Source organism: Aliiroseovarius crassostreae (genome assembly GCF_049803815.1).
Lineage (GTDB): Bacteria > Pseudomonadota > Alphaproteobacteria > Rhodobacterales > Rhodobacteraceae > Aliiroseovarius > Aliiroseovarius crassostreae_A.
Window position 1 is genome coordinate 1,064,915 of record NZ_JBNAGI010000001.1, and the last position, 24,724, is coordinate 1,089,638.

At 61.2% G+C, this 24,724-nt stretch carries 25 protein-coding genes; 10 read left to right on the top strand and 15 right to left on the bottom strand.

Annotated features, from left to right (window positions below; genetic code table 11):
* The first annotated feature begins 66 nt into the window (after positions 1–66).
* A complete protein-coding gene (locus tag ACP15V_RS05310) occupies positions 67–276 on the top strand; it encodes a hypothetical protein (RefSeq protein ID WP_424942618.1) in 210 nt (69 codons plus the stop codon).
* Positions 277–364: 88 nt separating this feature from the next.
* On the opposite strand, the gene ACP15V_RS05315 is transcribed toward ACP15V_RS05310, so the two are convergent.
* Positions 365–1,231 carry a TIGR00730 family Rossman fold protein gene (locus ACP15V_RS05315; RefSeq protein WP_424942619.1) on the bottom strand — a complete coding sequence of 289 codons (867 nt, stop codon included), beginning with the start codon at positions 1,229–1,231 and terminating at the stop codon, positions 365–367.
* Positions 1,232–1,410: 179 nt separating this feature from the next.
* On the opposite strand from ACP15V_RS05315, the gene ACP15V_RS05320 reads away from it, so the two are divergent.
* The 4 genes from ACP15V_RS05320 (at position 1,411) to ACP15V_RS05335 (ending at position 4,267) form a co-directional block, all read left to right on the top strand.
* Positions 1,411–2,010, top strand: a complete 600-nt coding sequence (locus ACP15V_RS05320) for a GntR family transcriptional regulator (protein WP_424942620.1) — start codon at positions 1,411–1,413, stop codon at positions 2,008–2,010.
* Positions 2,011–2,045: 35 nt separating this feature from the next.
* Positions 2,046–2,978: a threonine/serine dehydratase gene (locus ACP15V_RS05325; protein WP_424942621.1), complete on the top strand. Its 933-nt coding sequence runs from the start codon at positions 2,046–2,048 to the stop codon at positions 2,976–2,978.
* Between the two features lie 118 nt (positions 2,979–3,096).
* The gene (dapD, locus tag ACP15V_RS05330; protein ID WP_424942622.1) at positions 3,097–3,924 is read left to right on the top strand and encodes a 2,3,4,5-tetrahydropyridine-2,6-dicarboxylate N-succinyltransferase; all 828 of its coding nucleotides are present in this window, start codon (positions 3,097–3,099) and stop codon (positions 3,922–3,924) included.
* A 19-nt stretch (positions 3,925–3,943) separates the two neighbouring features.
* A complete protein-coding gene (locus ACP15V_RS05335; RefSeq protein ID WP_424942623.1) occupies positions 3,944–4,267 on the top strand; it encodes a hypothetical protein in 324 nt (107 codons plus the stop codon).
* 81 nt (positions 4,268–4,348) lie between these two features.
* Here ACP15V_RS05335 and ACP15V_RS05340 read toward each other — a convergent pair whose 3' ends face one another.
* Entirely contained in the window at positions 4,349–5,440 is a 1,092-nt protein-coding gene (locus ACP15V_RS05340; RefSeq protein WP_424942624.1) for a transporter substrate-binding domain-containing protein, read from the bottom strand.
* A gap of 151 nt (positions 5,441–5,591) precedes the next feature.
* Here ACP15V_RS05340 and ACP15V_RS05345 point away from each other — a divergent pair, with 151 nt between their 5' ends.
* Both ACP15V_RS05345 and ACP15V_RS05350 read left to right on the top strand, forming a co-directional pair.
* Positions 5,592–5,984, top strand: coding sequence for a hypothetical protein (locus ACP15V_RS05345; protein WP_424942625.1), 393 nt, complete (start codon positions 5,592–5,594; stop codon positions 5,982–5,984).
* On the top strand, positions 5,981–6,628 hold the full coding sequence (locus ACP15V_RS05350; RefSeq protein WP_424942626.1) for an HAD hydrolase-like protein: 648 nt from the start codon (positions 5,981–5,983) through the stop codon (positions 6,626–6,628). Before ACP15V_RS05345 ends, ACP15V_RS05350 begins: the two co-directional genes overlap by 4 nt.
* A 29-nt stretch (positions 6,629–6,657) precedes the next feature.
* Here ACP15V_RS05350 and ACP15V_RS05355 read toward each other — a convergent pair whose 3' ends face one another.
* The 4 genes from ACP15V_RS05355 to ACP15V_RS05370 all read right to left on the bottom strand — a co-directional run bounded on the left by ACP15V_RS05355 (position 6,658) and on the right by ACP15V_RS05370 (position 10,959).
* A complete protein-coding gene (locus tag ACP15V_RS05355; protein ID WP_424942627.1) occupies positions 6,658–7,335 on the bottom strand; it encodes an imm11 family protein in 678 nt (225 codons plus the stop codon).
* Positions 7,336–7,530: 195 nt separating this feature from the next.
* On the bottom strand, positions 7,531–8,124 hold the full coding sequence (locus ACP15V_RS05360; protein ID WP_424942628.1) for a hypothetical protein: 594 nt from the start codon (positions 8,122–8,124) through the stop codon (positions 7,531–7,533).
* 110 nt (positions 8,125–8,234) lie between these two features.
* Positions 8,235–9,386, bottom strand: coding sequence for a Hint domain-containing protein (locus ACP15V_RS05365; RefSeq protein WP_424942629.1), 1,152 nt, complete (start codon positions 9,384–9,386; stop codon positions 8,235–8,237).
* Positions 9,376–10,959 carry a choice-of-anchor L domain-containing protein gene (locus tag ACP15V_RS05370; RefSeq protein ID WP_424942630.1) on the bottom strand — a complete coding sequence of 528 codons (1,584 nt, stop codon included), beginning with the start codon at positions 10,957–10,959 and terminating at the stop codon, positions 9,376–9,378. Before ACP15V_RS05370 ends, ACP15V_RS05365 begins: the two co-directional genes overlap by 11 nt.
* 291 nt (positions 10,960–11,250) lie before the next feature.
* Here ACP15V_RS05370 and dapE point away from each other — a divergent pair, with 291 nt between their 5' ends.
* From dapE to ACP15V_RS05385, 3 genes are all read left to right on the top strand, one after another.
* The gene (dapE, locus tag ACP15V_RS05375; RefSeq protein WP_424942631.1) at positions 11,251–12,414 is read left to right on the top strand and encodes a succinyl-diaminopimelate desuccinylase; all 1,164 of its coding nucleotides are present in this window, start codon (positions 11,251–11,253) and stop codon (positions 12,412–12,414) included.
* 346 nt (positions 12,415–12,760) lie between these two features.
* Positions 12,761–15,010: a ribonuclease R gene (gene rnr / locus ACP15V_RS05380; RefSeq protein WP_424942632.1), complete on the top strand. Its 2,250-nt coding sequence runs from the start codon at positions 12,761–12,763 to the stop codon at positions 15,008–15,010.
* 101 nt (positions 15,011–15,111) lie between these two features.
* Complete coding sequence (locus ACP15V_RS05385) at positions 15,112–16,263, top strand: lytic murein transglycosylase (protein WP_424942633.1); 1,152 nt, start codon at positions 15,112–15,114, stop codon at positions 16,261–16,263.
* Between the two features lie 15 nt (positions 16,264–16,278).
* On the opposite strand, the gene ACP15V_RS05390 is transcribed toward ACP15V_RS05385, so the two are convergent.
* The 9 genes from ACP15V_RS05390 to rsfS form a co-directional block, all read right to left on the bottom strand.
* Positions 16,279–17,232, bottom strand: a complete 954-nt coding sequence (locus ACP15V_RS05390) for an MBL fold metallo-hydrolase (RefSeq protein WP_424942634.1) — start codon at positions 17,230–17,232, stop codon at positions 16,279–16,281.
* A gap of 378 nt (positions 17,233–17,610) precedes the next feature.
* Complete coding sequence (gene rpe / locus ACP15V_RS05395; RefSeq protein WP_424942635.1) at positions 17,611–18,312, bottom strand: ribulose-phosphate 3-epimerase; 702 nt, start codon at positions 18,310–18,312, stop codon at positions 17,611–17,613.
* A 192-nt stretch (positions 18,313–18,504) separates the two neighbouring features.
* On the bottom strand, positions 18,505–18,996 hold the full coding sequence (locus ACP15V_RS05400) for a hypothetical protein (RefSeq protein ID WP_424942636.1): 492 nt from the start codon (positions 18,994–18,996) through the stop codon (positions 18,505–18,507).
* Positions 18,997–19,010: 14 nt separating this feature from the next.
* The gene (locus tag ACP15V_RS05405; protein WP_424942637.1) at positions 19,011–19,505 is read right to left on the bottom strand and encodes an RNA pyrophosphohydrolase; all 495 of its coding nucleotides are present in this window, start codon (positions 19,503–19,505) and stop codon (positions 19,011–19,013) included.
* A 110-nt stretch (positions 19,506–19,615) separates the two neighbouring features.
* On the bottom strand, positions 19,616–20,947 hold the full coding sequence (locus ACP15V_RS05410; protein ID WP_424942638.1) for a S41 family peptidase: 1,332 nt from the start codon (positions 20,945–20,947) through the stop codon (positions 19,616–19,618).
* Positions 20,948–20,953: 6 nt separating this feature from the next.
* Positions 20,954–22,120, bottom strand: coding sequence for a murein hydrolase activator EnvC family protein (locus ACP15V_RS05415; protein WP_424942730.1), 1,167 nt, complete (start codon positions 22,118–22,120; stop codon positions 20,954–20,956).
* 2 nt (positions 22,121–22,122) lie between these two features.
* The gene (gene gpmI, locus ACP15V_RS05420; protein ID WP_424942639.1) at positions 22,123–23,640 is read right to left on the bottom strand and encodes a 2,3-bisphosphoglycerate-independent phosphoglycerate mutase; all 1,518 of its coding nucleotides are present in this window, start codon (positions 23,638–23,640) and stop codon (positions 22,123–22,125) included.
* Between the two features lie 150 nt (positions 23,641–23,790).
* On the bottom strand, positions 23,791–24,261 hold the full coding sequence (rlmH, locus tag ACP15V_RS05425) for a 23S rRNA (pseudouridine(1915)-N(3))-methyltransferase RlmH (protein ID WP_424942640.1): 471 nt from the start codon (positions 24,259–24,261) through the stop codon (positions 23,791–23,793).
* 18 nt (positions 24,262–24,279) lie between these two features.
* Positions 24,280–24,681, bottom strand: coding sequence for a ribosome silencing factor (rsfS, locus tag ACP15V_RS05430; protein ID WP_424942641.1), 402 nt, complete (start codon positions 24,679–24,681; stop codon positions 24,280–24,282).
* Positions 24,682–24,724 lie beyond the last annotated feature (43 nt).

Here is a 24,724-nt window from a genome sequence, read left to right on the forward strand (position 1 = left end):
CGCACGAATTGTGCCATCAGCCAGCGCGATGTTGCTTTCAGGGTTAATGCTCTGAAGGAGAAGGCTGTGACCATGCAACATCGTGACATCAAGGAAATGGAAATGCTGGCCCGCTTTCTGAAGCGTGAGCGCGACAAGGTGCCGAGTTTTTCCGAGTTTCGCACGCGCCTGCGCAATTACGGCTATTGCATTCGCCGGGAAGAGGGTGGGCATTTCCTGCATGCGCTGCCGTCGCGTCGGCGGATTTGTTCGATGCCGATGGAAGTGTTTGGTTAACACCCCGTCTGACAAGTAAACTACAAAAACCCCCGGTGTATCGCTCCGGGGGTTTTGTTTTATGGTTTTGCCTTTTCGGACAGTTGGCTTACCGCCCCGGGATCACATCGCGCGGTTGATCAGCGCTGTCCCAGCCATCGATTGCGGCAATCGCCTCTTCGGCGCTGTCGACAAAACGGAAGAGGTTGAGGTCTTCGGGGCTGATGGTGCCTGCGTCCGACAGGGCGTCCCAATTGACGATCTTGGTCCAGAAGTCGCGCCCGAAAAGCAGGATCGGCAGGCGGTTCATCCGGCCGGTCTGCACCAGGGTCAGGGTTTCAAACAGCTCGTCCAGCGTGCCGAAGCCGCCGGGGAAGACGGCGATCGCCTCGGCCCGCATCAGGAAATGCATCTTGCGGATGGCGAAATAGTGGAAGTTGAAGCAGAGGTCCGGGGTCACATATTCATTGGGTGCCTGTTCGTGGGGCAGCACGATATTGAGGCCAATGGACACGCCGCCCGCATCAACGGCGCCACGGTTGCCCGCCTCCATCACGCCGGGGCCGCCACCGGTGACCACCACATGTTCCTTGCCCCCCGTGGCGAGCGAACGTTCGGTCATCAGCTTGGCGAACTCGCGCGCCTCGTCATAAAAGGCCGACAGATCCGCCAGCGTCTGGGTGCGCGCGCTGTCTTTCTTGGCGGGTTCCGGGATCCGGGCCCCGCCAAACAGCACCACGGTGCTTTGCACCCCATATTCCGACATCATCAGTTCCGGCTTCAACAGCTCCAGCTGCAACCGCACCGGGCGCAGCTCTTCACGGCACATGAAATCCTGATCATCATAGGCCAGGCGATAGGCCGGGGCGCGGGTTTGCGGCGTATCCGGTGTGTGATGTGATGCCTCGCGGTCCTGACGTGAACGGCGCAGCGGGTGGCGACGCCCCTGTTCGGGCTTCGGGGTGTGATCTTCCATGTAAATTCCTGTTCGATACGCGTTAATCTGGTTTGCTCCCGTCGATGTTAGCGCGCACCCGCGGGAGTGACCAGCCACGCCCCGTCACGTTTCAGTGCAAATCCACGGGGTCAAACGGGGAATTTCACTTGCCGCGCGGCAGGGGTGATTTTATCTATTATCTTGGAAACGAGGATCTCATGACCGCCACCATCGCCGACACCATCTATCAAGCGCTGAGTGCCAAGATCATTTCCGGTGACCTGATCGCCGGGGAAAAGCTGCGCCAGGACCATATCGCCAAGGCGTTCAACACCAGCCATGTGCCGGTGCGCGAGGCGCTTTTGCGGCTGGAGGCGCATGGGCTGGCGGTCAGCATTCCGCGCCGGGGTACGCGGGTGACCCTGCTCGATCCCGGTGAGGTGCGCGAGGTGACCGAGATGCGCGTGGCGCTGGAAACGCTGGCGCTGTCGCACGCTATCCCGCGTCTGACCGCCACGGATCTGAAGGTAATCGAGGCGACGCGCGTGGCCTGTGACGCGGCTGAGGATATGGCCAGTTGGGAGGCAAAGAACCGTGCCTTTCACCGCGCGATCCTGACGCCTTGCGCCATGCCACGCCTGCTGTCGACCATCGACGATCTGCATATCGCCAGCGCGCGCCACCTGTTTGCCCATTGGAAACACCGCTGGACGCAGCGCGCCGATATGGATCACGCGGCGATCCTGCAGGCGATGAAAAAGCGCGACGTGGAGGCGGCGTCTGACATCCTCACCCGCCATCTGCGCCGCGTCAGGTAAGGCCCGACAGACACGGCCCCAGCAAAGGATCCCCCATGGACTGGACACAAGAGATCACAGCCGCCAGCGCGCGGATCGCCCAACATGTGCTGCGCACCCCGGTGGCCGAGCTACGGTTGCCCAGGTTTGACCGCCCCATCGAGGTGAAGTTTGAACAGATGCAGCACACCGGCACGTTCAAGGCGCGCGGCGCGTTCAATTCGCTTCTGTCAGCCCATGTGCCGCAAGCCGGGATCGTCGCGGCCTCTGGCGGCAATCACGGCGCGGCGGTCGCCTATGCGGCCAGCCAGCTGGGCCACACCGCGGCGGTGTTTGTGCCGGAAATGGCGGGGCCTGCAAAGATCGACCTCATTTGCCGCGCGGGGGCCGATCTGCGCGTGGTGCCGGGGGCCTATGCAGATGCGCTGGACGCCGCGCTGGCCTATGAGGCCGAGACCGGCGCGATGCAGGTCCATGCTTATGACGCGCTGGGAACGCTGGCCGGTCAGGGAACGGTGATGCAGGAATGGGAGGAACAGGGTCTGATGGCCGACACGGTGCTGATCGCCGTGGGCGGCGGAGGCTTGATCGGCGGATCGCTGGCGTGGACGTCCGGGCAGACGCAGGGGGGACGCAAGATTGTGGCGGTGGAGCCGGAAACGTCTTGTGCGCTGCACGCGGCGCTTCAGGCCGGCGCACCGGTCGATGTGGACGTGTCGGGCATTGCCGCCAACGCACTGGGGGCGAAGCGGATTGGGCAACTGTGTTTCGATCTGGCGCGCGATCATCTGCATGACAGTGTGCTGGTCACCGATGCGGCGATTGCCGAGGCGCAGAAAATCCTGTGGCAAAGCCTGCGGCAATATGTGGAACCGGCCGGGGCGACGGCGCTGGCGGCGCTTCTGTCCGGGGCCTATTGCCCCGCGCCCGATGGACGCATTGCGGTGCTGATCTGCGGCGCGAACCCGGCACCTGACCCGTTTTCCTGAACATTTCACCGCAATCCGGGCGCAAAACCGTCGTTTTGGCGATTGAGCGCGCGGGCGCGGGCCTTTATACGCGGTGCGAACCGATCCATCGGACCTGAACGTTTAAGGGAGAGACCCCATGTCAAATGCCCAACTGGAACAAGCCATCGAAGCCGCGTGGGACGCGCGCGACACGATCACGCCCTCGACCGGCGGGGAAACCCGCGAAGCGATCGAGGCCACGCTGAATGCGCTGGACAGTGGCAAGCTGCGTGTGGCGGAACGTCAGGATGACGGCAACTGGCATGTGAACCAATGGGCGAAGAAGGCGGTGCTGCTGGGCTTTCGCATCAAGGATATGGAGTTCCACGATGGCGGCCCGCAAGGTGGCGGCTGGTGGGACAAGGTCGACAGCAAGTTCAAAGGCTGGGGCGACCATGAATGGAAAGAAGCGGGCTTTCGCGCCGTGCCGAACTGCGTTGTGCGCAAATCAGCCTATGTCGCGCCGGGCGCGGTGCTGATGCCGTCTTTCGTGAACCTTGGCGCCTATGTGGACGAGGGCACGATGGTTGACACCTGGGTGACGGTTGGGTCCTGCGCACAGATCGGCAAGAACGTGCACCTGTCGGGCGGTGTGGGCATTGGCGGCGTGTTGGAGCCAATGCAGGCCGGCCCGACCATCATCGAAGACAATTGCTTTATCGGCGCGCGGTCTGAGGTGGTCGAAGGCTGCATCATCCGCGAAGGGTCTGTGCTGGGCATGGGCGTTTTCATCGGCCAGTCGACCAAAATCGTCGACCGCGAAACCGGCGAAGTGATGTATGGCGAAGTGCCAGCAGGCTCGGTTGTGGTGGCTGGCTCCATGCCATCGAAAAACGGGGTGAACCTTTATTGCGCCGTGATCGTGAAACGCGTCGACGCCAAGACGCGGTCGAAGACCTCGATCAACGACCTGTTGCGCGACTGATCAGGAGCAAACAAACCCGATGATTTTCGCGTCCATCGCGGACAATTCTGGGCGTGCCGGGCCACATGCGCGGCGCGCCCTTGCCATTCTGGATCTGGGCTGTGTGGCCGGGTTCGGGCTGGTCTGTTTCGAACCGCTTCTTTTGTTGATTTATTTGCTTGGCTACGGGGTGATTGGGACCGTCGTGCTGATGACACTGTTTGCCCTGCCCCTGTTGTTTCTGGCCGGGCTGGCCCTGCGCGCCTTTCGCCCGGCGCGAGATACAACAGGCGACAATCTGGTCGGCACATTGGGCGACGCACCGCGCGACACAGCGGGCAAAACACAAGGCAAGACGGGCTGAACGGTCTTTTCCTCTTGCCTAAAATACCTCGGGGTGAGCGCGGCACGCGCGAGGGGCAGCGCCCCTTCCCCTTTCACCCATTCAGTTCGACGCGCCGAAATATTTGCGCCGCAACTGATCATACCGCCCGCTTTCGCGCAGCGACAACAGCGCCCGGTTGATGTCTTCGGTCAGCGGGCTGCCTGTGGCCAGGGCAATGCCATAGTTTTCGCTTTTGAACACGCGGGGCAACAGGCGCCCGGCGCGGCTGCCGTTTTCGTTGATATACCAGGCCAGGATCGGCCCATCGAACACCACGGCCTCCAGCGCGCCTGTTTCAAAAGCGGTCAACAGGTCGTCCAGATTGTCATACCCACCATAGGCGATCTCGCGTTGATCAAGGAAAAGCGCGGCGGTGGAGCCGGTCGTAGTGCCAATGCGCCGCCCGTCCAGATCGGCGAGGCTGTCGATATTGCCGGAAATCGCTGCGACCGTCATCGCCGCGGTGATCCGCGCCACGAAGATCGACACGATAAAGAGCGAGGAAATCACCAAAAGGATCGCAAAGACCCGCCCACCCCGCGATTGCGGCACACGTTCTTCGAACCCGCCATTGACCACCAGATTGAGCGCCCACCAGAAAGAGGGGAACAGGGCCTCGTTCAGCGGGCGGTCAAAGTAAACCTGCTTGCGCCGTTCAAACAGCCACATCATCATGCCCCCGCCAAACAACAGCGCCCCGGCCAGCAACACCGCCAGGGCGATGTCCCGATTAAAAAGCGCTGCAAACAGGCTGCTGCCATCCGACCCTTCGGGCGGCAGCATGATCTGCAGGCCGGCCTCGAAAATCGGATGCGAGAAATCGAGGATTTCTTCGCGCGCAGCCGTGATCGAGATATTGGCCACCGCCCCTTGCACCCGGCCGCTTTCGATGGCCGTGAACATGTCTGTGAAACGGGTCTGCATGTCAAACTGCACCGGGCGGCCGATCTCGGTGCCGATGGCGCGCATGAGTTCAACCGAGAACCCCTCGACACCGGTGTCGGTTTGATAGGCAAACGGGGCACGATCCACCGTGGCAAACACCAGGGGCTCTTCGCCCGTTTGCATTACGGTTTGCGCCATCACCTTCGGACTGGCGGCCAGCAAAAGAAGGCTGGTCAACACCAGCACAACGCAACGAAATGAGTACATGACAATTGGTCCCCACCAGATATCACGCCCCGTCTATACGCTTTGCTTTCAAAGGACCAGTAGGACGATAGGGCAGGTTGTGAAAACCCCAAGAGGCTGGACCTTCGCGGTTTTTTTCGGCATGTGAAGGACGAACAGACAGGAGCACCCCATGTCAGGCAACGCAAATTCGGGCAATGCGAAACCCGCCAAAAAAACGAAGAAGAAGCAACAGGTCTATACCCTGCTGGTCGAAGTTGGCCGCAAGGACGGCGACGGGCTGCCTGCAGACGCCACCGGCGGGGCGTTGGTTTGCTATGCCTCTGGCGTGGACGAAGCCGAAGCTGTGCGCGAAACCGTGGCAATCCTGAAACAGGCGGATCTGGCGCCGCTGGATGTGTCGGGCTATGGGTCGCTGGACGAACGTCTGGCGGAAGGTCATGACATTCCGGGGGATGAACGCAAGCTGATGGGGCGGGCACTGGCCGAAAACTCTGTCGTGATTGCCCAAATGACCCCGTTTTATGACGGTGAACGCATGGATGATGCGGCGGGCGAGGCATGAGCCGAGTGACCGGCAGAGCCGTGTACTGGGATCTCGATGGCACGCTGACCGATCCCAAGAAGGGCATCACCGAAAGCATTCAACATGCGCTGCGTGAACTGGACCTGCCTGTGCCGCATGTGGATGATCTGACCTGGTGTATCGGCCCCGCGCTTTTGTGGAGTTTCGAGCGGCTGGGGGCGCCCGACCCGCAGGCAGCTCTGGATCATTACCGCGCGGTCTACACCACCAAAGGGCTTTATGATTGCACGCTTTATGACGGCATTCTGGACGCGCTGGCCGAGATTGGCGCGGGCCGGGATCAGCATATCGCCACCGCAAAACCCCATGCCTATGCCAGGAAAATTACCGCCCACTACGGCATTGCCCCACATATGAGACATGAATTTGGCCCGGAACTTGACGGCACCCGCAATGACAAGGGCGAGTTGCTGGCCCACGCGCTGGGGATCACCGGGGATGATCCGGCACGCTCGGTGATGGTGGGCGATCGGCATTATGACCTGAAAGCGGCGCGTGAGGTGGGGATGAAGTTCATCGCGGTGGGCTGGGGCTATGGCGGTGCGGATGACCTGTCGGGCGCAGATGCGTTTGTGGAGAGGCCGGGTGAATTGGCGATGACGGTGCGGGATTTGGTTGGGTAACCGTTGCGGTTGCGATTGCGGGTGATCCCTCATACTTCTTTCAGCTGATAAAATGGCGGCGTTTTCAGACCGGCCTCGTGAATCGCAGCCTTCAGCCTGTCCGACACATAGAAATTGAACCCCGAAATGCCGGTCTCGGGCGTGACAATGCCGCGCCAGATATGATGATCCCCGATCACACTGCGCGACAAAGCAATTCCATGTGCATGGTTTTCCTTGGGGCGCATCATTTTTAATATCCGGCCGGATTTTTTCCAACAACTGGGATCACTTTTCTCTTTGTCAAATGGGTCCAGTTGGCTCAGAACCCGGAGCATAAAATACTCCGTAGGATAAGCCTCTCCCGAAGGCAGGATAACCTCAATGGGCCAGATCTGATGACGCCCAGGCTCCAATTCTTCTATCAGGTCACGCAGCCGCGAAGACACTGCGATTCCCGCCCCAAGATAGATGATATCCCCAAGCGACTTATATGACTTCGCAAGAGAATACCGCTTGGGCAACAGATCATCAGCAATAGGATCAGTACCGCGATGCATGTCCCGAATCAGATCAGACTTGAAGCCAGGAAAGAACTCCTGTCTGGCCTCTCCCTTGGCTGACATTTCATGAAAGCGCTCCATGAGGTATTCATCATAAAAGCCGAGAAACTCGCCATCCGGGAATAATTTTCCGAAAGTTGAAGGTCTATCAAATCCGTAAGCCATACTGTGTCTCCACAATTGTCTTTGTCTATTTAAAGCGTTTCCAGCTATTGTTGGATCACAGCAATCGCTGGAAACGCTTTAGTTCTCTAGTTTTCTTCGAAATCTGAATTGGGCAGCGCACGTCAAACCGCCTTTTACAAACCAAACCGCCCCGGATGATCCGAGGCGGTCTGTTGTGCATTCAGGTGTGATTGATCAGCTCGGATCCACCACCACGTCAAAGCTGCTGGGCAAGTCGTTTTCCGGGGCAAAAAGCTTGGTCAGCGGGATCTGCATGGTGGCGGATTTGCCGTCTTCGGCCAGCACACCATTGGTTTCAATCACCTCGTGACCGGCCACGGTGATGGTGATGTTGCGCCCGGTGAAGGCCTGCATCATGCCGGCCATCATCTGCGGGTCCATGCCCTGTTCATTCATGTCATCATTCATGCGGGCAAGGTCAAAGGCGACTTTGATATTGCCATTGTCCAGACGTTCAATCACAAATCCGTCACCCATATCCATCGGATTTTCCGGATCAGATCCGCCCTCTTTCAATTCGGCGATGATATTGTCGATGCTGTCCGCTTCCTCAATTGTGCAGATAAACCCGCCATCGGCCTGCGCCTCGCCCACGCCCTCTTCACAGGGATCTTCGCCCGAGGCGGCGATCATGCCGTAAAGTTCCGGCCCCATGCGCATCACCGCGTGCATCTTGGCATTGTCTTCATCTTTGATGGTGAAGGTCATATCGGCGTCAAAACAGGCCGCCAGCGGCATCAGCAGAAGGGCGAGCAATAGCTTTTTCATAAGAAACTCCCATGCCCCATCCCCGGGGCGTTCAATGTTGATCTGTGGAAACGCTACGCGGCCAGCAGCCCGGGGTCCAGCCCCAAGCAGGCGCAACAGGGTCGCAGCGGTCAGGCGTAAAGACCGGTGACCAGATTGCGCGCTTCAAAGCGCGACAGGCTGGGGGTCGGCATCAGCTTGTGGATCGGCACATTCAGCGGCGCCATATCCGACAGAACCGTGGTGCGCAGCATGTCCGGCACAATCGGCCCGACAAACAGACTTTCCACCCACAGCCCCTGCACCGACAGGCATTCATGACTGTCCAGAAGCACCGAATGATAGCGGATCAGCGGGCCGGTGTCGGCCCAGCTGGCGGCATGGAAATGGCGCAGGTGACGGGCCTGGATCATCACCGCATCCTCGCCATACAGGTATTCCGCATCGCCGCCGGCCATGATCAGGCGCTGATGCGGGCCCAGCACCAGATCCCGGGTCAGGCCCAGAAACGGCGCACGTAGATGCAGCGGGCGCATCAGCCCCATGGCCGGCACAAGGCGGCTGGCCACATGGCGTACCTGACGTGGCGCACCTTCTGCGGTCAGCACGGTCTCTCCGGGTCGCAGGGTTTCGATCGGGCGCGGGCCACACGCCGTGTCAATCAGACTGCCGGTGGCCAGACCCGGCGCCAGGGCCACCGGGGCAATGCCCCGGGCCACGCCCAGTGACAGGATCTTGCCGCCGTCACAGAGGACACCTTCGCCTTTGACCAGACGTTCTGCATCATCCTGCGGCAGCGGCAGAGGACCCCGGAACCGTCTTTGATGCAGGGTTTCCGCCTCGAGATGCTCAACCGACAGAATGCCGCCCCGCGCAGGCGCATCCCAACTGAGCGTGATGCGCAGATCCGTTTCGCCAATGATCGGCGCGATGTGAACCGAGGTGCGGCGGATGTCGTGCCCCTGCACCATGTCCACCACCAACCGGTCATCACCGGGGTGGTAGGTGATCATCAGCCCACGCAACCAGCCCTGTTTGGCGCCATAGCGCAGAATAGGCACCTCTTTGCCCGGCCAGCAATCCACCCGCACTTCAAGCACAATCGACCCGGTGGTGATCAAACCATCCGCGCCCGGATCCGGCATCAGAATGTCCGGCGTGCCCTTTTCGGTCAGGCCGCGGCGGTCATGAACAACCTGCCCACCCGCCGCCACCCCCAGCCATGTCACCGGCCCGGCGGTTACGGCTTTGCAGCCACGTGGGGCCCGCCCCCTAAGCCGCATCAGCCTGCGCCACCAGAAGCTGCGCCTCAAAACTGCGCAGGGTGCGACGGGCGGCGGGGGAATAGCCCTCGCCGGTTTCCGGGTCCAGCTCCGGGAACAGGGCGCAGATCTCGTCCACCACGTTTTGCTCCATCACGCTGGTCACTTGTGGGCCGGGCAGGAAGCTCTCGGTGGCCAGGCCCTGCGAATAGACCACCTGATGTTCGTCAAACAGGATATGGACATAGTCCACCTCGCCGCCTTCCACGCGCCGCACGGATTGATCATTGACCAGATCTTTTGCCGCCACCAACACCTCGCGCTCGCCGAACAGCAGCTCGGCCAACACATCCCGGATCAGCACCCGGTGCTGCGGCGACAAGAGCAGGCGACCGTGTTCGCCAAAAGTGTTTGCGGCGATCTGGATCGGGGCGAACCGCCCCTTGGCGGCCACCGTCCGACGGCCGATCCATCGCAGGGGCTGCGCGCCATTGTCATGGGTCAGCACCAGGTCGCCCGGCACCAGGGTTTCCACCGGCACCCGGCGCCCATCGGCCAGTTCAATCAGGGTGCCCGCCACGAAACAGGGCACGGCGGATACCGTGACCATCCCGGTGTCACTTTCCCCGGTTAATGTGTCTGCAATCCGGTAGGTGAAGGTGAAGTCTTCGTCGTTGCCATCCCCCACCAGGGTCAGGGTCCCGTCACCATTCAGCGTGACCTGCTGCCCGGTGGTCAGCGTGACCGTATCCCCCGGATTGACCGCCACGCCGTTGATATGGGTAACGGTCACCACCGCCCCGGCGTCAATCACATCGTTTTCCAGAACGTCCAGCACCTTGGTCTGGTTGCCCTGCAAATGCATCTCGTCATTGAAGGCCAGAACATCGGCCTGGCCACTGTCCGCGGCAATCAGAAGGTTTGAATCATAGCTGCTGTCAGACGTGTCAGCGATGCCGAGCTTCAGCGTATTGACCTGCCCGGGGATGACCGGGATTTTCACCGACAGGGTCACGGTGAACCCGTCCATTTCGGTGTTGAACTGATCCCCGGTATTGTCGTTGTAGAGGTTCTGGTTATCGGCCTGGTTCACATTGGTCACGCTTGTGTTGCCAATGGACACATTCACCGGGTTGCCGTCGACCCAGATCCCGACCACGTCATTGTAGATCGAATTGATATATTCGGGGTATTCATCCGACGAGAACACGAATTGCAACGAAATGAAGTTTGTGTCCGCATCCGGGATGAAATCGATCTCCAGGAATGACGCGTCATAGGTGCGCGCCCCCGCCAGCGCATCAAAATCGCTGTCGCGATTCACACCGCGCGTGTTGGTCGACTGGTTGTTGTCCTGGTTTGACTGTCCGCTGGAATTGGTGAAATCCCTTGCCCGCCCGGTGGACAGGATCACGCCTTCATCCGATGGCACCACCCCAGGAGAGGTCGTATCCCCACCGGAAAACGTGCCCGAGCTGCGCCAGTCGCCCGAATAGGACGCACCGGTCACGGTGACCCCGTCACCCATGATGGTTTCCGCCATATTCATGGCGCTTGCGCTTGTGTTGATCGAAAGCTCTGATGCCGCGACCATATCTGCCTCCTGCCCCTTCACGAGACAAAAGCACAGGAAACCGGGCCCATTGCGGGCGTCATCTCGATTTCTGCTCGTCGAACCGCTGCACTTTTGTGCTTATCTATCAGTTCGTTGCCCTGCCTCGGGTCATGTTATTGCCCCGACTATGCCGCAGTTTTCACATATTGTTAACCCTGCGCCTGTGTTTTTTGCGCGCCCGTGCAGGGGTGACACATTTTCCCCACAGCCCCCCCTGCCCCGTTTCCTCTTTGATCCCAACCCTGTATGGGATTGGGAAAGGAGCCCCGCATGACCACACCCGCCCCCGCACCAACCGACCCCGTCCTGTTGACCCAACGCCTGATCCAATGCCCGTCTGTGACACCGGAGGAAGGCGGCGCGCTGGTGCTGCTGGAAGGGATGCTGACAGAGGCCGGGTTTGCCTGCACGCGGGTGGATCGGGGGGACACCTCAAACCTCTTTGCCCGCTGGGGGTCCAAAAACGCCCGCACGCTGGGCTTTAACGGCCACACCGATGTGGTTCCCGTGGGCGATGCGGCTGCCTGGACGGCGGATCCCTTCGGCGGCGAGATCAAGGACGGCGTGTTGTGGGGCCGGGGGGCCACCGACATGAAGTCGGGGGTTGCCGCCTGGGTCGCCGCGGCGATTGATTTCGTGGGTGAGGTCCCGGAAGATGCTTCGCTGGTCATCACCATCACCGGCGACGAGGAAGGCCCCGCCACGGACGGCACCGTGGCGATCCTGGATTGGATGGCGGAGAACGGCGAAACCATGACCGATTGCATTGTCGGCGAACCCACCTGCCCCAATGACATGGGCGAGATGATGAAGATCGGGCGGCGCGGGTCGATGACCGCCTATTTCACCGCGCGCGGCCTGCAAGGTCACGTCGCCTATCCGCACCGCGCCAAGAACCCGGTGCCGGCGCTGGCGCGGCTGGTGGCGGATCTGGACGCGCATGTGCTGGATGAGGGCACCGCCCATTTCGATCCGTCCACGCTGGCAGTGACCACGCTCGACGTGGGCAACCCGGCGACCAATGTGATCCCCGCCGAGTCGCGCGCGACCGTCAACATCCGCTTCAATGACGCCCATACATCGGACACACTGACCCAATGGCTGCGGGGCGAGGTCGACCGGATTGCCACCGCGACTGGGGTCGAGATCGACATGCAGGTGACGGTGTCGGGCGACAGTTTCGTCACCCCGCCGGGCGCGCTGTCTGATCTGGTGGCAAATTCGGTTGAGGCCGAAACCGGCCGCCGACCCGAGGCGTCCACCTCTGGCGGCACCTCGGATGCGCGGTTCGTGAAAAACCTGTGCCCGGTGGTGGAATTTGGCCTTGTGGGCAAGACCATGCACCAGGTGGATGAACGGGTTGAGGTGGACCAGATCCAGCAGCTCAAAGCGATCTATCTGCGGATGATGCAGGATTATTTCCCTCGGCGGTAACCTTTCGCAAGGGCGCCCTCGCGCACGCTCAGGCTCGCTGTCGGTGGCCTCGCTGCGCTCGGCCAAGGGGCGCTGCCCCTCGCGCTGCGCGCTCACCCCGGGATACTTTTGATTAGAAAATAAGGCATCTCCATTCTGCTTATTTTCTTGCCATAAATATCCTGGGGGAGACCACGCCCATAGGGCGGGGGTGGGGGCAAAGCCCCTGCTGGAAAACGGACCGAGCGCAGCGAGGCCACGCCCAAGCCTGTCGACCGTCCGGTCGTTAGGGCGCGGGAGAGCATCTGGTCGCTTGCGATCACGCGGGTGCTTTCTCATTGCGCGCCGCTGTGCTAGGGCCGTTTGCATGAAACAAATGCCCACCAAAGCCGAGATCCTGCAATGGATCACCGAAAATCCCACCCTCACCTCGAAGCGCGACATATCGAAAGCGTTCGGGATCAAGGGGGCGGCGCGGATTGATCTGAAGCGGATCCTGAAGGAGCTGGAAGCCGAAGGGCATCTGCAAAAGCGCAAGAAGACCTATCGCGAGAAAGACAAGCTGCCGCCGGTTTCGGTGCTCTTGGTGGGCGAGGCGGATGTGGATGGCGACCTGTTTGCGACGCCGCTGGAGTGGCATGGCGAGGGCGAGATGCCGCGCGTGCTGATGGTCACCAAAGCGTCGGAACCTGCACTGGGCAAAGGGGAACGCATCCTGGCGCGTCTGACCGAGATGCAGGATGAGGATCACGCCTATGAAGGGCGGCTCATTCGCAAGATCGGCACCAACCCGCGCACCATTTTGGGGCTTTACCGGGCGGGCGCCGAAGGCGGGCGGATCGTGCCGATTGACAAGGGCGCGGACCGTGAATGGATGGTCGCGCCGGGTGCGGATGAAGGGGCGCGCGATGGCGAGCTGGTTGAGGCGCAGCAGGTTGGGCCGAAGGCGCGCATGGGTCTGCCCAAGGCGCGGATCATCGCCCGGCTGGGCGACCCGTCGGCCCCCAAGGCGGTCAGCCTGATTGCCATTCACCAGCACGGCATCCCCGACCGTTTCCCGGACGCGGTGATTGCCGAGGCGGACAAAATGAAACCGGCGGGCCTGAAAGGCCGCGAAGACCTGCGTCACCTGCCGCTGATCACCATCGACCCGGCGGATGCGCGCGACCATGATGACGCGGTTTACGCCCACGCCGATGAGAACCCGAAAAACCCCGGCGGGCACGTGGTCTGGGTCGCGATTGCCGATGTGGCCCATTACGTCACACCCGGGTCTGCGCTGGACCAGGAAGCGCGCAAACGCGGCAATTCCACCTATTTCCCGGACCGCGTGGTGCCGATGCTGCCGGATCGTCTGTCGGGTGACCTGTGTTCGCTGCACGAAGGGGTGCCGCGCGCCTGTATCGCCGTGCGCATGGTGCTGGACGCGCAGGGGCACAAGATCAGCCACAGTTTCATTCGTGGGCTGATGAAAAGCCATGCCTCGTTGAACTATGCCGAGGTGCAGGCCGCGCAGGATGGTGCCCCGAACGAGAAATGCGCGCCCCTGATGGACGAGGTGATCACGCCGCTTTATGCCGCTTACGAGGCCGCCAAACTGGCGCGTCATGACCGGCAACCGCTGGATCTGGATCTGCCGGAGCGCAAGATCATCCTGAGCGACGAGGGCAAGGTGGAAAGCGTGCGCTTTGCCGACCGGTTTGATGCCCACAAGCTGATCGAAGAGTTCATGATCCTTGCGAATGTGGCGGCGGCCGAAGAGCTGACACGGCTGAAACGCCCGCTCCTCTTTCGGGTGCATGAAGAACCCAGCCCGCAAAAGCTTGAGGCGTTGCGCGAGGTGGCGCAAGCGTCGGGGTTCACGCTGGCCAAGGGGCAGGTCTTGAAGACGCGGCATCTGAACAATCTGCTGGCCCAGGCCGAAGAGACCGAATTTGACGAGTTGGTGAATATGTCGACCCTGCGGTCGATGACGCAGGCCTATTATCACCCGGAAAACTACGGGCATTTTGGCCTCGCGCTGCAGTCTTACGCCCATTTCACCAGCCCGATCCGCCGCTATTCCGACCTGATCGTGCACCGCGCGCTGATTTCCGGGCATGGCTGGGGCAAGGATGGGCTGAGCCCCGAAGATATGGAGCGTCTGGAAAGCACGGCTGAGCATATTTCCGAGACCGAACGCCGGTCGATGGTGGCCGAACGCGACACCAATGATCGTTACCTCGCCGCCTATCTGTCGGAGCGGCTGGGCAATGAGTTTACCGGGCGGATTTCCGGCGTGCAGCGCTTTGGCGCCTTTGTGCGGCTGGATGACACCGGGGCGGATGGGTTGATCCCGGTGGCCAACATTGGCACCGAATATTTCCGTTATGACCGCGACGAACAGACCCTGACCGGCGAGCATTCCGGCGTGGTGATTGGCATTGGCGGTCGGGTCACCGTGCGTCTGGCCGAAGCGGTGCCCACCACGGGCGGGGTGATGCTGGATCTGCTCACGCTGAACGGGGCGCCCTTGCCCAGGGGTGGACGGGGCCGCAAGGGACGCGTGGTCAAGCGCAAAGCCGATCGTGGCAAGCACAAACAGCGAAAATTGAAAAAGAAACTCACGCGAAAGTGAGCCGCGACATTTTGACAGCCCCGTGTGGTTGTTTAGGCTGTATTTGATTAGCATGTGAACAGACATGCCCGTGTGATCAGAAAATACCAGGGACAGAAACAGTGGCCGAGACCACGGAAAACAGTTTTGACGGATGGAAAGAGACGCTTTGTCTGCGCGCGCAGGGTCATGGGATTCGGGCGCGGACGCAGCGGGTGTTTTTGGAAACTGCAGATTTCCTGCCCGAGGTGCTGGACCGCCAGATGAACCAGAAAGAGGTTCTGTGGTCGGTGCATGATTATCTGGAAATCACCGTGTCGGATGAACGGGTGCGCAAGGGCCGCAGCGCGCTGCGCAAACATCGAATGTTGATGGGCCAGATCGAAGAGCATTTCAAAGTGTCCGCAGATGCGGTGCTGGCGATCTGGGGGCTGGAGACCGGGTTTGGGGCCAACCGGGGCAGCTTTCCGGTGCTCTCGGCGCTTGCGACCCTGGCCTTTGCCGGGGACCGCGCCGCGTTTTTCGAAAGCGAGTTGATGGCCGCGCTGAAGATCATTCAATCGCGCGATATCAAACCCGAAAAGATGCTGGGATCCTGGGCCGGGGCTATGGGGCATGGGCAGTTCATGCCGTCGAGCTATCTGAAATACGCGGTGGATTTTGACGGGGATGGCAAGCGCAATATCTGGTCGGATGATCCAACCGATGCGCTGGCGTCGATTGCCAATTACCTGCGCGAACATGGCTGGCGATCCGGGCAGCCCTGCGGCGTCGAGATGGAATTGCCCAAAGGGTTTGACCTGTCTTTAACCGGGCGCGATCAGGTGCGCCCCGTGGAAGACTGGTCCGATATGGGGGTGCGGTCGCCGCGGGGTCTGGCCCCGGTGGATTACGGCCCGGCCGCGATCCTGCTGGCGGCAGGGGCGCAAGGCCCGGCCTATCTGGCCTATCAGAATTTTGATGTGTTCCTCGCCTATAACAACTCGGTGTCTTATGCGCTGTCGGTGGGGTGTCTGGCGCACCGGATCGACGGGAACATGAAGTTCACCAAGCCCTGGCCCGCGGACCAGCGGGTGCTGTCACGCGCCGATATGCGCGAGTTGCAAGAGCGATTGACCGCGCTTGGCCATGACACGCAGGGGGCGGACGGGATTGCCGGGCCGAACACGCATCGGGCGCTTCGGTCCTGGCAGAAAGATGTAGGCCTGCCGGCGGATGGCTTTCCCTGTGGCGAAATGCTGGATCGGTTGCGGGGCCAGCCTGCCCCGCACTGAGCGTCGAGCCCGGGGTTATTCGAACTCCATCTCGGAAAAGACCTGACCCGCGTTTTTCGTGGCCAGTTCGTCGAACGTGTCGTGATGGGCATAAGCGGATTGGTCGACGTAATAGGCATCTTCCAGCGTGCCGCCATTGTCCAGATGCTCGCCCACCTTGCCGCGCAGATGTTTCAGATAGCCGATCGTGTGATCTTCGACCTGCGCCATATTGGTCGGGTATCCGTGACCCGGGATCACATAGGTGGCATTCAGCGGCGCAAACGCGGTTTCCCAGGTTTCGATCCAGCAACTGGTGCAGGTGTCTTCGAAAATCGGCGGGATGCGGTTGTGAAACGCCATGTCGCCCGCGATCATCAGGCCTTCGGCGGGGATCCAGACCTGCGTGTCGCCGGGGCTGTGGGCGGGGCCGAGGTTCATCACCTCGATGGTGAACCGCCCCATGTTGATCACCTCTTTGTCCTCGAACGTGCGGGTCGGACCGGTGGGGTCGGTGCCTTCGGCGTTTTCCTTCGCGTAGTTCTGCATCTGCTGCAACAGGGTGCCGCTGTCATGCTCAAACACCTCGGCAGCGTCCACATGGGCCAGCACCTCGACCCCCTGTTCGGTCCAGTAATTGTTGCCCAGCATCGCGTGACCCTGGCCGTTTTCATTGATCACCAGCTTCACCGGCTGATCGGTGATCGCCTTGATTTCATTGTGCAAAGCTTCGGCCAGTTTCGCGTTGGCCCCCGCGTTGACCACAATCACCCCGTCACCGGTGACAATGAAACTGAGGTTGTTGTTATGGCCCGCGTTTTCATAACCCGGCGGCGCGGTGGCGCCGATGGCGGTCCAGACATCCGGAATCACCTCAACCGGTTTTTCATACAGCACCGATCCGGGGTACTGGTCCTTGATATCTTCGTCGGCCAAGGCGGGCGTGACAAGGGCGACAAATACGGCGAGCGCAGGGATGATGCGAGTCATTCGGGTGTGTTCCTTCTCCTGTTAAATAAATACATAGACGCATTCGCATGTATCAATCCAGAGTTTTATGTCAGCAGAGATGGTCTGGCTGCTCCCGCCCTTTGTTACCCCTTCGGGGTGCCGCCGGTTGGGGGTGGCTCACTTCGTGAGCCTATAGTGTTTCGAAACCAATAAAATCATGGATCACGTCTCGCGCTCGACCGTTGGGTCGAACACGTGACACAGTGAGTTCTCGAAACACTTTTGCCTCCGGCGGAGGTGTTTTAAAGCGTTTCGCCTCATTATTGTGTCTCAACGATAAGTCGAAACGCTTTAGGCAAGAAAAAAGAGGGCCCGGTTCGAGCCCCCTTCATCAATTTACCCTGCCTGTAGCGGTGGTCAGCCCAGCGCGGCCTCGGCGGCGGCGCGGATGGCGCGGATGTTGTCGCCATAGACCTCGGGCTTGTCGACCGAACCGCCTTTAAAGACGGCTGACCCGGCGACGAAACAGTCGGCGCCTGCGGCCACCAGCGGCCCCACGGTGGTCGGATCCACGCCCCCGTCCACCTGGATGTGGATCTCACGATCGCCAATCATCTCGCGCACCTGACGGACCTTGTCGACCGACGAGGGGATGAATTTCTGACCGCCAAAGCCGGGGTTCACGCTCATCACCAGCACCATGTCACATAGCGGCAGCAGGTGTTCGATCACCGAGGCCGGGGTGCCGGGGTTCAGGCTGATCCCTGCCTTCGCGCCCGTGGCCTTGATCGCCTGCAGGGTGCGGTGCGGGTGGGGGCCGGCCTCGTAATGGGCGACAATCATGTCAGCGCCCGCCTCGGCGTAGGCTTCGATATACGGGTCCACGGGCGCAATCATCAGATGCACATCCATGAAGGTTTTCACATGCGGGCGGAACGCCTTCACCGCTGGCGGTCCGAAGGTAAGGTTCGGCACAAAATGCCCGTCCATCACATCCACATGCACCCAATCCGCGCCCTGCGCCTCGATGGCTCGGATTTCCTGGCCAAAATTGGCGAAATCAGCAGACAGGATCGACGGGGCAATCTTGATGGAACGATCAAAGGAAGTGTCAGACATGGGGCAGCTCCTGAAGTCTCTGTTGCGCGCCTTATAACGGGATTCCCGGCGATGCGAAGGGAAAACGACACCCTGCCATCTTTGGTCCCCAAATATCCCCGCCGGAGGCAAAAGCGTTGTAAAACGCTACAGGCTCACGCAGTGAGCCACCGATAGCGCGCCAGAGCGTAAGCGAAGGCGCCCCTGCCGGTCTTACCGTTCCGGCAATTCCGGATCACATCCCGACCCGCGCACACAGGCTTTGACCCGCGACAGGATATCAGGGTCGGGGTCAGCAAAGGCAAACCCGCCACAGGGGTTGGTCTCCAACAGATACCCGTCATCGGTTTGCTTGAGGAACGCCAGATAGACCTCGCCATTGGTCAGGCTGGAACACCACGGGCCCGCGCATTGCACATTGGCGGTGATCTCTTCGCAAAACGGCATCACGAAGCCACGACGCGCCAGGCTGTGCCCGGCCAGATGGGCGGGAAACAGGTTGTCCGGCGTCACCTCTTCCTGCTTGTTCCAATCGACAACGGGCAGCTGCGCATCGTCAAACGTCAATGTGCCCAGCACAATCAGGTAAGCGTCCGAAGCGTTTTGCGCGTCGTGGTAGGCCTGCACCGCGTTATAGGGCATGCAGGACAGCGCCAGCGCGGGGGCGGCGAGCAGGGTAAAACACAGGGTCAATAGGCTGCGCATCGGGGGCTCCGTTGTCAGAGATAGGGCAGGAAACCGTCGATCACCTTGGCATAAATCTCGCGTTTGAAGGGCACGATATTCTTAGCCACGTCACGCGCATCCATCCACGCCCATTGGGAAAATTCCGGGTGATCCGTGTCGATATTCACATCCGCATCCGTGCCCTTGAACCGCATCAGGAACCAGCGCTGTTTCTGGCCGCGATAGCGCCCTTTCCAGATCTTCGGCACGAGATCGTGGGGCAGATCGTAGGGCAGCCAGTCGGGCAGCTCGGCCTCGATATCCACCAGATCGGCGGTCACGCCGGTTTCTTCCCACAGCTCGCGCAGGGCGGCATCACGCGGGTCTTCGCCGTCGTCCACACCCCCTTGCGGCATCTGCCACGCGGTTTTGGTGCCAAGCTTCGGCGCATCGAGCCGTTGGCCCACAAAAACACGCCCATCGGGGTGGGCCAGCATAATGCCGACGCAGTTGCGATAGGGCAGATTGGCGATCTCTTCCGGGGTCATTGTCACACTCCTCGACCTCTTCTTTCGTCCTCTTACACCGAATTGAAATCAAACGCAAAAAGGCCGCCCATGTGGGGCGGCCCTCTGCTGTTTCCTGCTTACAGATCAGATCATTGCGCCAGCGCGATGGTCGACAGACCCTTGATCAGATCCACGGCGTAGGACAGTTGGAAATCGTCATCACGCAGCTTTGCGGCCTCTTCAGCGGCGTCGCGCTCTTCTTCAATCTGGCGACGTTCGTCTTCCGACAGGCTGTCATTGTTCAGGCTGCCCCGCAGGTCGGCCTCGGTGCGCGGGCTGCGACCCTCCTCCTCGGTCTCGGCCTCGGGCTGGCGCGGCGGCTGTTCGACCACGATGTCGGGGCTGACGCCCAGCGCCTGGATCGACCGGCCCGACGGCGTGTAATAGCGCGCGGTGGTCAGGCGCATGGCGCCATTGGACGGCAACGGCATCACAGTCTGAACCGAACCTTTGCCAAAGCTTTTGGTGCCAACAATAATCGCCCGATGGTGATCTTGCAGGGCACCGGCCACAATTTCAGAGGCCGAGGCAGAGCCGCCATTGATCAACACCACAATCGGCTTGCCTTCCGCCAGATCCCCCGGTGCGGCATTCACCCGGTCGCTTTCCCCCGGGTTGCGGCCGCGGGTCGAGACGATCTCGCCGCTTTCCAGGAACGTGTCCGACACGGAAATCGCCTGGGTCAGCAGGCCGCCGGGGTTGTTGCGCAGATCGAGCACAAAGCCCGACACGTTGCCCATGCCGCCCAGTGCCTCGACCTCGCGCTTCAGCCCTTCCACCAGGTTCGGCGTGGTTTGATCGTTAAACGTGGTGACCCGCAAAACAACGGTATCCCCCACGGTGCGGGCGGTGGCCGCGGTCAGTTTGATTGTGTCGCGGATGATCGAGACATCAAAGGGTTCATCCACCCCTTCGCGCACCACGGTCACAATGATTTCCGATCCCACCGGGCCGCGCATCAGCTCCACCGCTTCATCAAGCGTCAGGCCCAGCAGGCTTTCGCCATCCACATGGGTGATGAAATCTCCGGTTTCGATGCCGGCCTTATCAGCAGGTGTGCCATCCATCGGTGAGACGACGCGCACATAGCCTTCTTCATGGGTGACTTCGATCCCAAGCCCCCCAAAGGACCCGCGCGTTTGCACCCGCATCTGCGCGGCGTCATCCGCCGACAGATAGCTGGAATGCGGATCAAGCGAAGAGAGCATGCCATCAATGGCCGCCTCGATCAGATCCTTCGCCTCAACCTCTTCCACATATTGCGCCCGGATGCGTTCGAACACGTCCCCAAACAGATCCAGCTGTTCATAGACCGTGCTGCCCCGGCCCGTGTCCTGGGCCAGAAGGGGGGCGGCGACCTGTGTGGTCAAAATGGCGCCCGCCAGGGTGCCGCCAAGTGCGGCCATCACGAATTTCTTCATCCGTCTCTATTCCTTACCTGCCGTGAACCAGTCAGCCGGGTCCACGGGTGTTTGGTTTTCTCTTAACTCTATATAAAGCGTTTCCGAGGCTTCAGTGCCAGCACCTTGCACAAGTTCGATCAAAAAGGCTTGATCTGTGCCGTTTTCCGCCACTTCAGACCGTATTTCCGGGGCCGCCCCCCCCATCAGCCCGATGGGGGCGCCTTGCGCCAGCACCTCACCCACTTCGCCATAAAGCTGACCCAGCCCCGCAAGCACCATCAGGTATCCGTCACCGGGTTCCAAAATGGCGACATTGCCATAATCCAGAAGGGGGCCAAGGTAGCGGATCGTGGCAGGCCAGGGCGTGGTCACCAACGCCAGCGGGCGGGTGGCAATCACCCAACCGGGGCGTTTTACCCCGGCCGCATCGCTGTCATTGAACCCGCGCAGGAGGCGGCCCAGAACCGGCAGGTCAAGCCGCCCCTTGGCCGACGCAAAATCATCAAGCGTACCGGCGCTTTGCGGGCTGACTGGGTCTGACAACAACCCGCTGGCAAAACTGGCCAAGGTATCCGAGCTTTCGATAAGCGCCTGCATCGCCGCCTTGTCCTGCACAAATCGGCGCGGCAATTCGGTGCGCGCGGCAATCGCCTGGCTGAGTTTTGCACGCGCGGTTTGCGCCCCCGCCAAACCGTTTTGCAATGTGTCCAGCGCGCCTTCCTGCAGGGCGCGAATGGTGGCGAGCTCTTCCAACCCCTGCCGCAATGTGTCGGCCTGGTTTTGCAGGGCCGGGGCCACATCGGACAGGATCATGCCGGATCGCGCCGTGCCGATCGGGCCGTCCGGGTGGATGAGCAAAGAAGGTTCCGGGGCTTTTTCAATGGTCTGCAACACCCCCAGAAGCTGTGCCAGCCGGTCACTTTCGGCGTCAAAGGCGGTCTGGATCGTGGCCTCGCGCAGCGACGCGCGGCGCAAGCCTTCACGAAGCGCGGACAGCCCGGTTTCATAGGCTTTCACGGTCTGGGTCAGCGCCGCCACGCGGTCGCGCGCCGAGGTGGCATCTTCCAGAGCGGCCCCCGCCACGTCGAGCGCAATCATCGCAGCGCGGGCATCCGCCGCCGGACCAGCCTGTGCCACCACCTGCCCGGCGGGCAGGCAAAGGAGAAGGGCAGTCAGAAGGCGGCGCGCGATGATCACTTCAGCAGGCTCTCTCCGGTCATTTCTTCGGGCTTGGGCAGATGCATCAGTTCCAGAAGCGTGGGGGCCAGATCGGCCAACCGACCATGGCCGAGCGACGCACCCTCAGGCCCGCCAAACAGCACCACCGGCACCGGGTTGGTGGTGTGGGCCGTGTGCGGGCCATTGGTGGCGTCATCCCACATGGTCTCGCAATTGCCGTGATCCGCGGTGACGATCATCGCGCCACCGACCTTTTCCAGCGCCGCGATCACCCGGCCCAGCCCCTGATCCACCGCTTCGCAGGCCGCGATGGCGGCGTCCAGATCGCCGGTGTGGCCGACCATATCGGGGTTGGCGTAGTTGGTGACGATCAGGTCATAACCGTCCTCAATCGCCTCGACAAAATGATCGGTCACATCGGGCGCGGACATTTCCGGTTGCAGGTCATAGGTGGCCACTTTCGGACTGGCGGCCATATAGCGGGTCTCGCCCTCCACCGGATCCTCTTTGCCACCGTTCAGAAAGAAGGTGACATGGGGGTATTTCTCGGTTTCGGCCGTGTGAAACTGGGTTTTGCCCTGTTTGGCGACCCATTCGGCCAGCGTGTTCACGATGTCGCGCTTCGGGAAACAGGTGGTCATATAGGCGTTATGGGCGTCGGAATATTCGACCATCCCCAGAAGCGCGGAAAGTTTCGGGCGCGGGCCGGTATCGAACTCGGCAAAATCGGGTTCGCCAATGGCGCGCAGGATTTCACGGGCGCGGTCGGCGCGGAAGTTGATGAAGAAGAGCCCGTCGCCATCCCGCATCCCGGCATAGTCATCAATCACCACCGGGCGGATAAATTCGTCGGTGGTTTCGTTGTTATAGGCATAGCTGATCGCGGCATCGGCGCTGCTGAACATGGTGCCCTGCCCTTGCACCATGGCCTTATAGGCCAGCGAGACGCGCTCCCACCGATTGTCGCGGTCCATCGCGAAATAGCGGCCCGACAGGGTGACGATCTTTGCACCATCGGGCAGGTCGGCGCCGAAGGCCGCGAGCTGTGCGCGGGCGGATTGCGGCGCCACGTCGCGCCCATCGGTGATGGCGTGGATCGCCACCGACAGGCCCTGATCGGTCAGTGCCTTGGCTGCGGCAACAAGGTGGTCTTGGTGCGCATGCACCCCCCCCGGGCTGACCAACCCGGCGATATGCGCAACACCGCCCGCGGCTTTCACCTTGGAAGCAAACTCCTGCAACGCGTCATTGTCAAAAAACGATCCGTCCTCGATGGCGAGGTCGATCTGCCCCAGATCCATCGCCACCACACGGCCTGCGCCGATATTGGTGTGGCCGACTTCGGAATTGCCCATCTGCCCGGTGGGCAGGCCCACATCGGGGCCGTGGGTGATCAGCGTATTGTTCGGGCAGGTGTTCATCAGCCGGTCGAAATTTGGCGTATTGGCCAGCGCGGGCGCGTTATGTGCGGTTTCTTCGCGAAGCCCCCAACCGTCGAGAATGCACAGAACTACGGGTTTCGGGGCGCTCATCGGAATGTTCCTCGTGGTGGTGGTGACTGCTCGGGGATGTTCTAGGCGCTAGAGGGGGGTATGGCAACGGGGAAGGGGCGTTGCCCCTCTTGGCTGCGCCAATTCACCCCAGGATATTTGTGATTAGAAAATAAGGATCGGTTAGAAAGATCAGACCCGGTGATAGGGGCTGCCCGCCAGGATGGAGGCGGCGCGGTAGAGCTGTTCGGAGAGCATCACGCGGGCGAGCATATGCGGCCAGACCATTTTGCCAAAGGACACGGACGCATCGGCCTGGGCGCGTAAGCTGGGGTCGATGCCATCCGCGCCGCCGATCACAAAGGCCACGTCCTGACGGCCATCGTCACGCCAGCGGCCCAGAAGGGTCGCGAAATCGGGCGAGGACATCAGCTTGCCGCGTTCATCCAGCGTGCAGATCAGCGCGCCCTTGGGGATGGATTTTTCAAGAAGGGCGGCTTCGGGCCTCATGCCGCCGCCTTTCTTGTCTTCAACCTCAACGAGTTTGGCCGGGCCAAGCCCCAAGGGCCGCCCGGAGCGGTCAAACCGTGTCAGGTAGTCGTCGATCAGATCGCGCTCGGGGCCGCCACGCAGGCGCCCCACGGCACAGATTTGCACGCGCATTTGGGCCTCTCCTTCGGATCAGCCCTTTTGGTCGGACACATCCACCGGGCCGGGTGCAGCAGGTTGGGCTGCGCCCGGTTCCATCCACATCTTTTCGACCTGGTAAAATTCGCGCACTTCGGGACGGAACACATGGACAATCACATCGCCCGCGTCGATCAGCACCCAATCGCCCTGCGATTTGCCTTCGACCTTGGAATAGATGCCAAATTCCGACTTGATCTTGTCGGTCAGCTTTTCCGAGATCGCGGCGACCTGTCGGGTGGAACGACCCGAACAGACCACCATGTGATCGGCCATTTCCGATTTGCCGTGCAAATCGATCACCACCACATCTTCGGCTTTGTCTTCTTCCAGGGATTTGAGGATGCGCGCGAGCAGAGCGCCGTCCGCTGCGGATTTCAGGATCTCGACCGTCATCTGCGGTCCTCCTGCGGCCGGGTCAGTGCCCGCCTGATGTTCA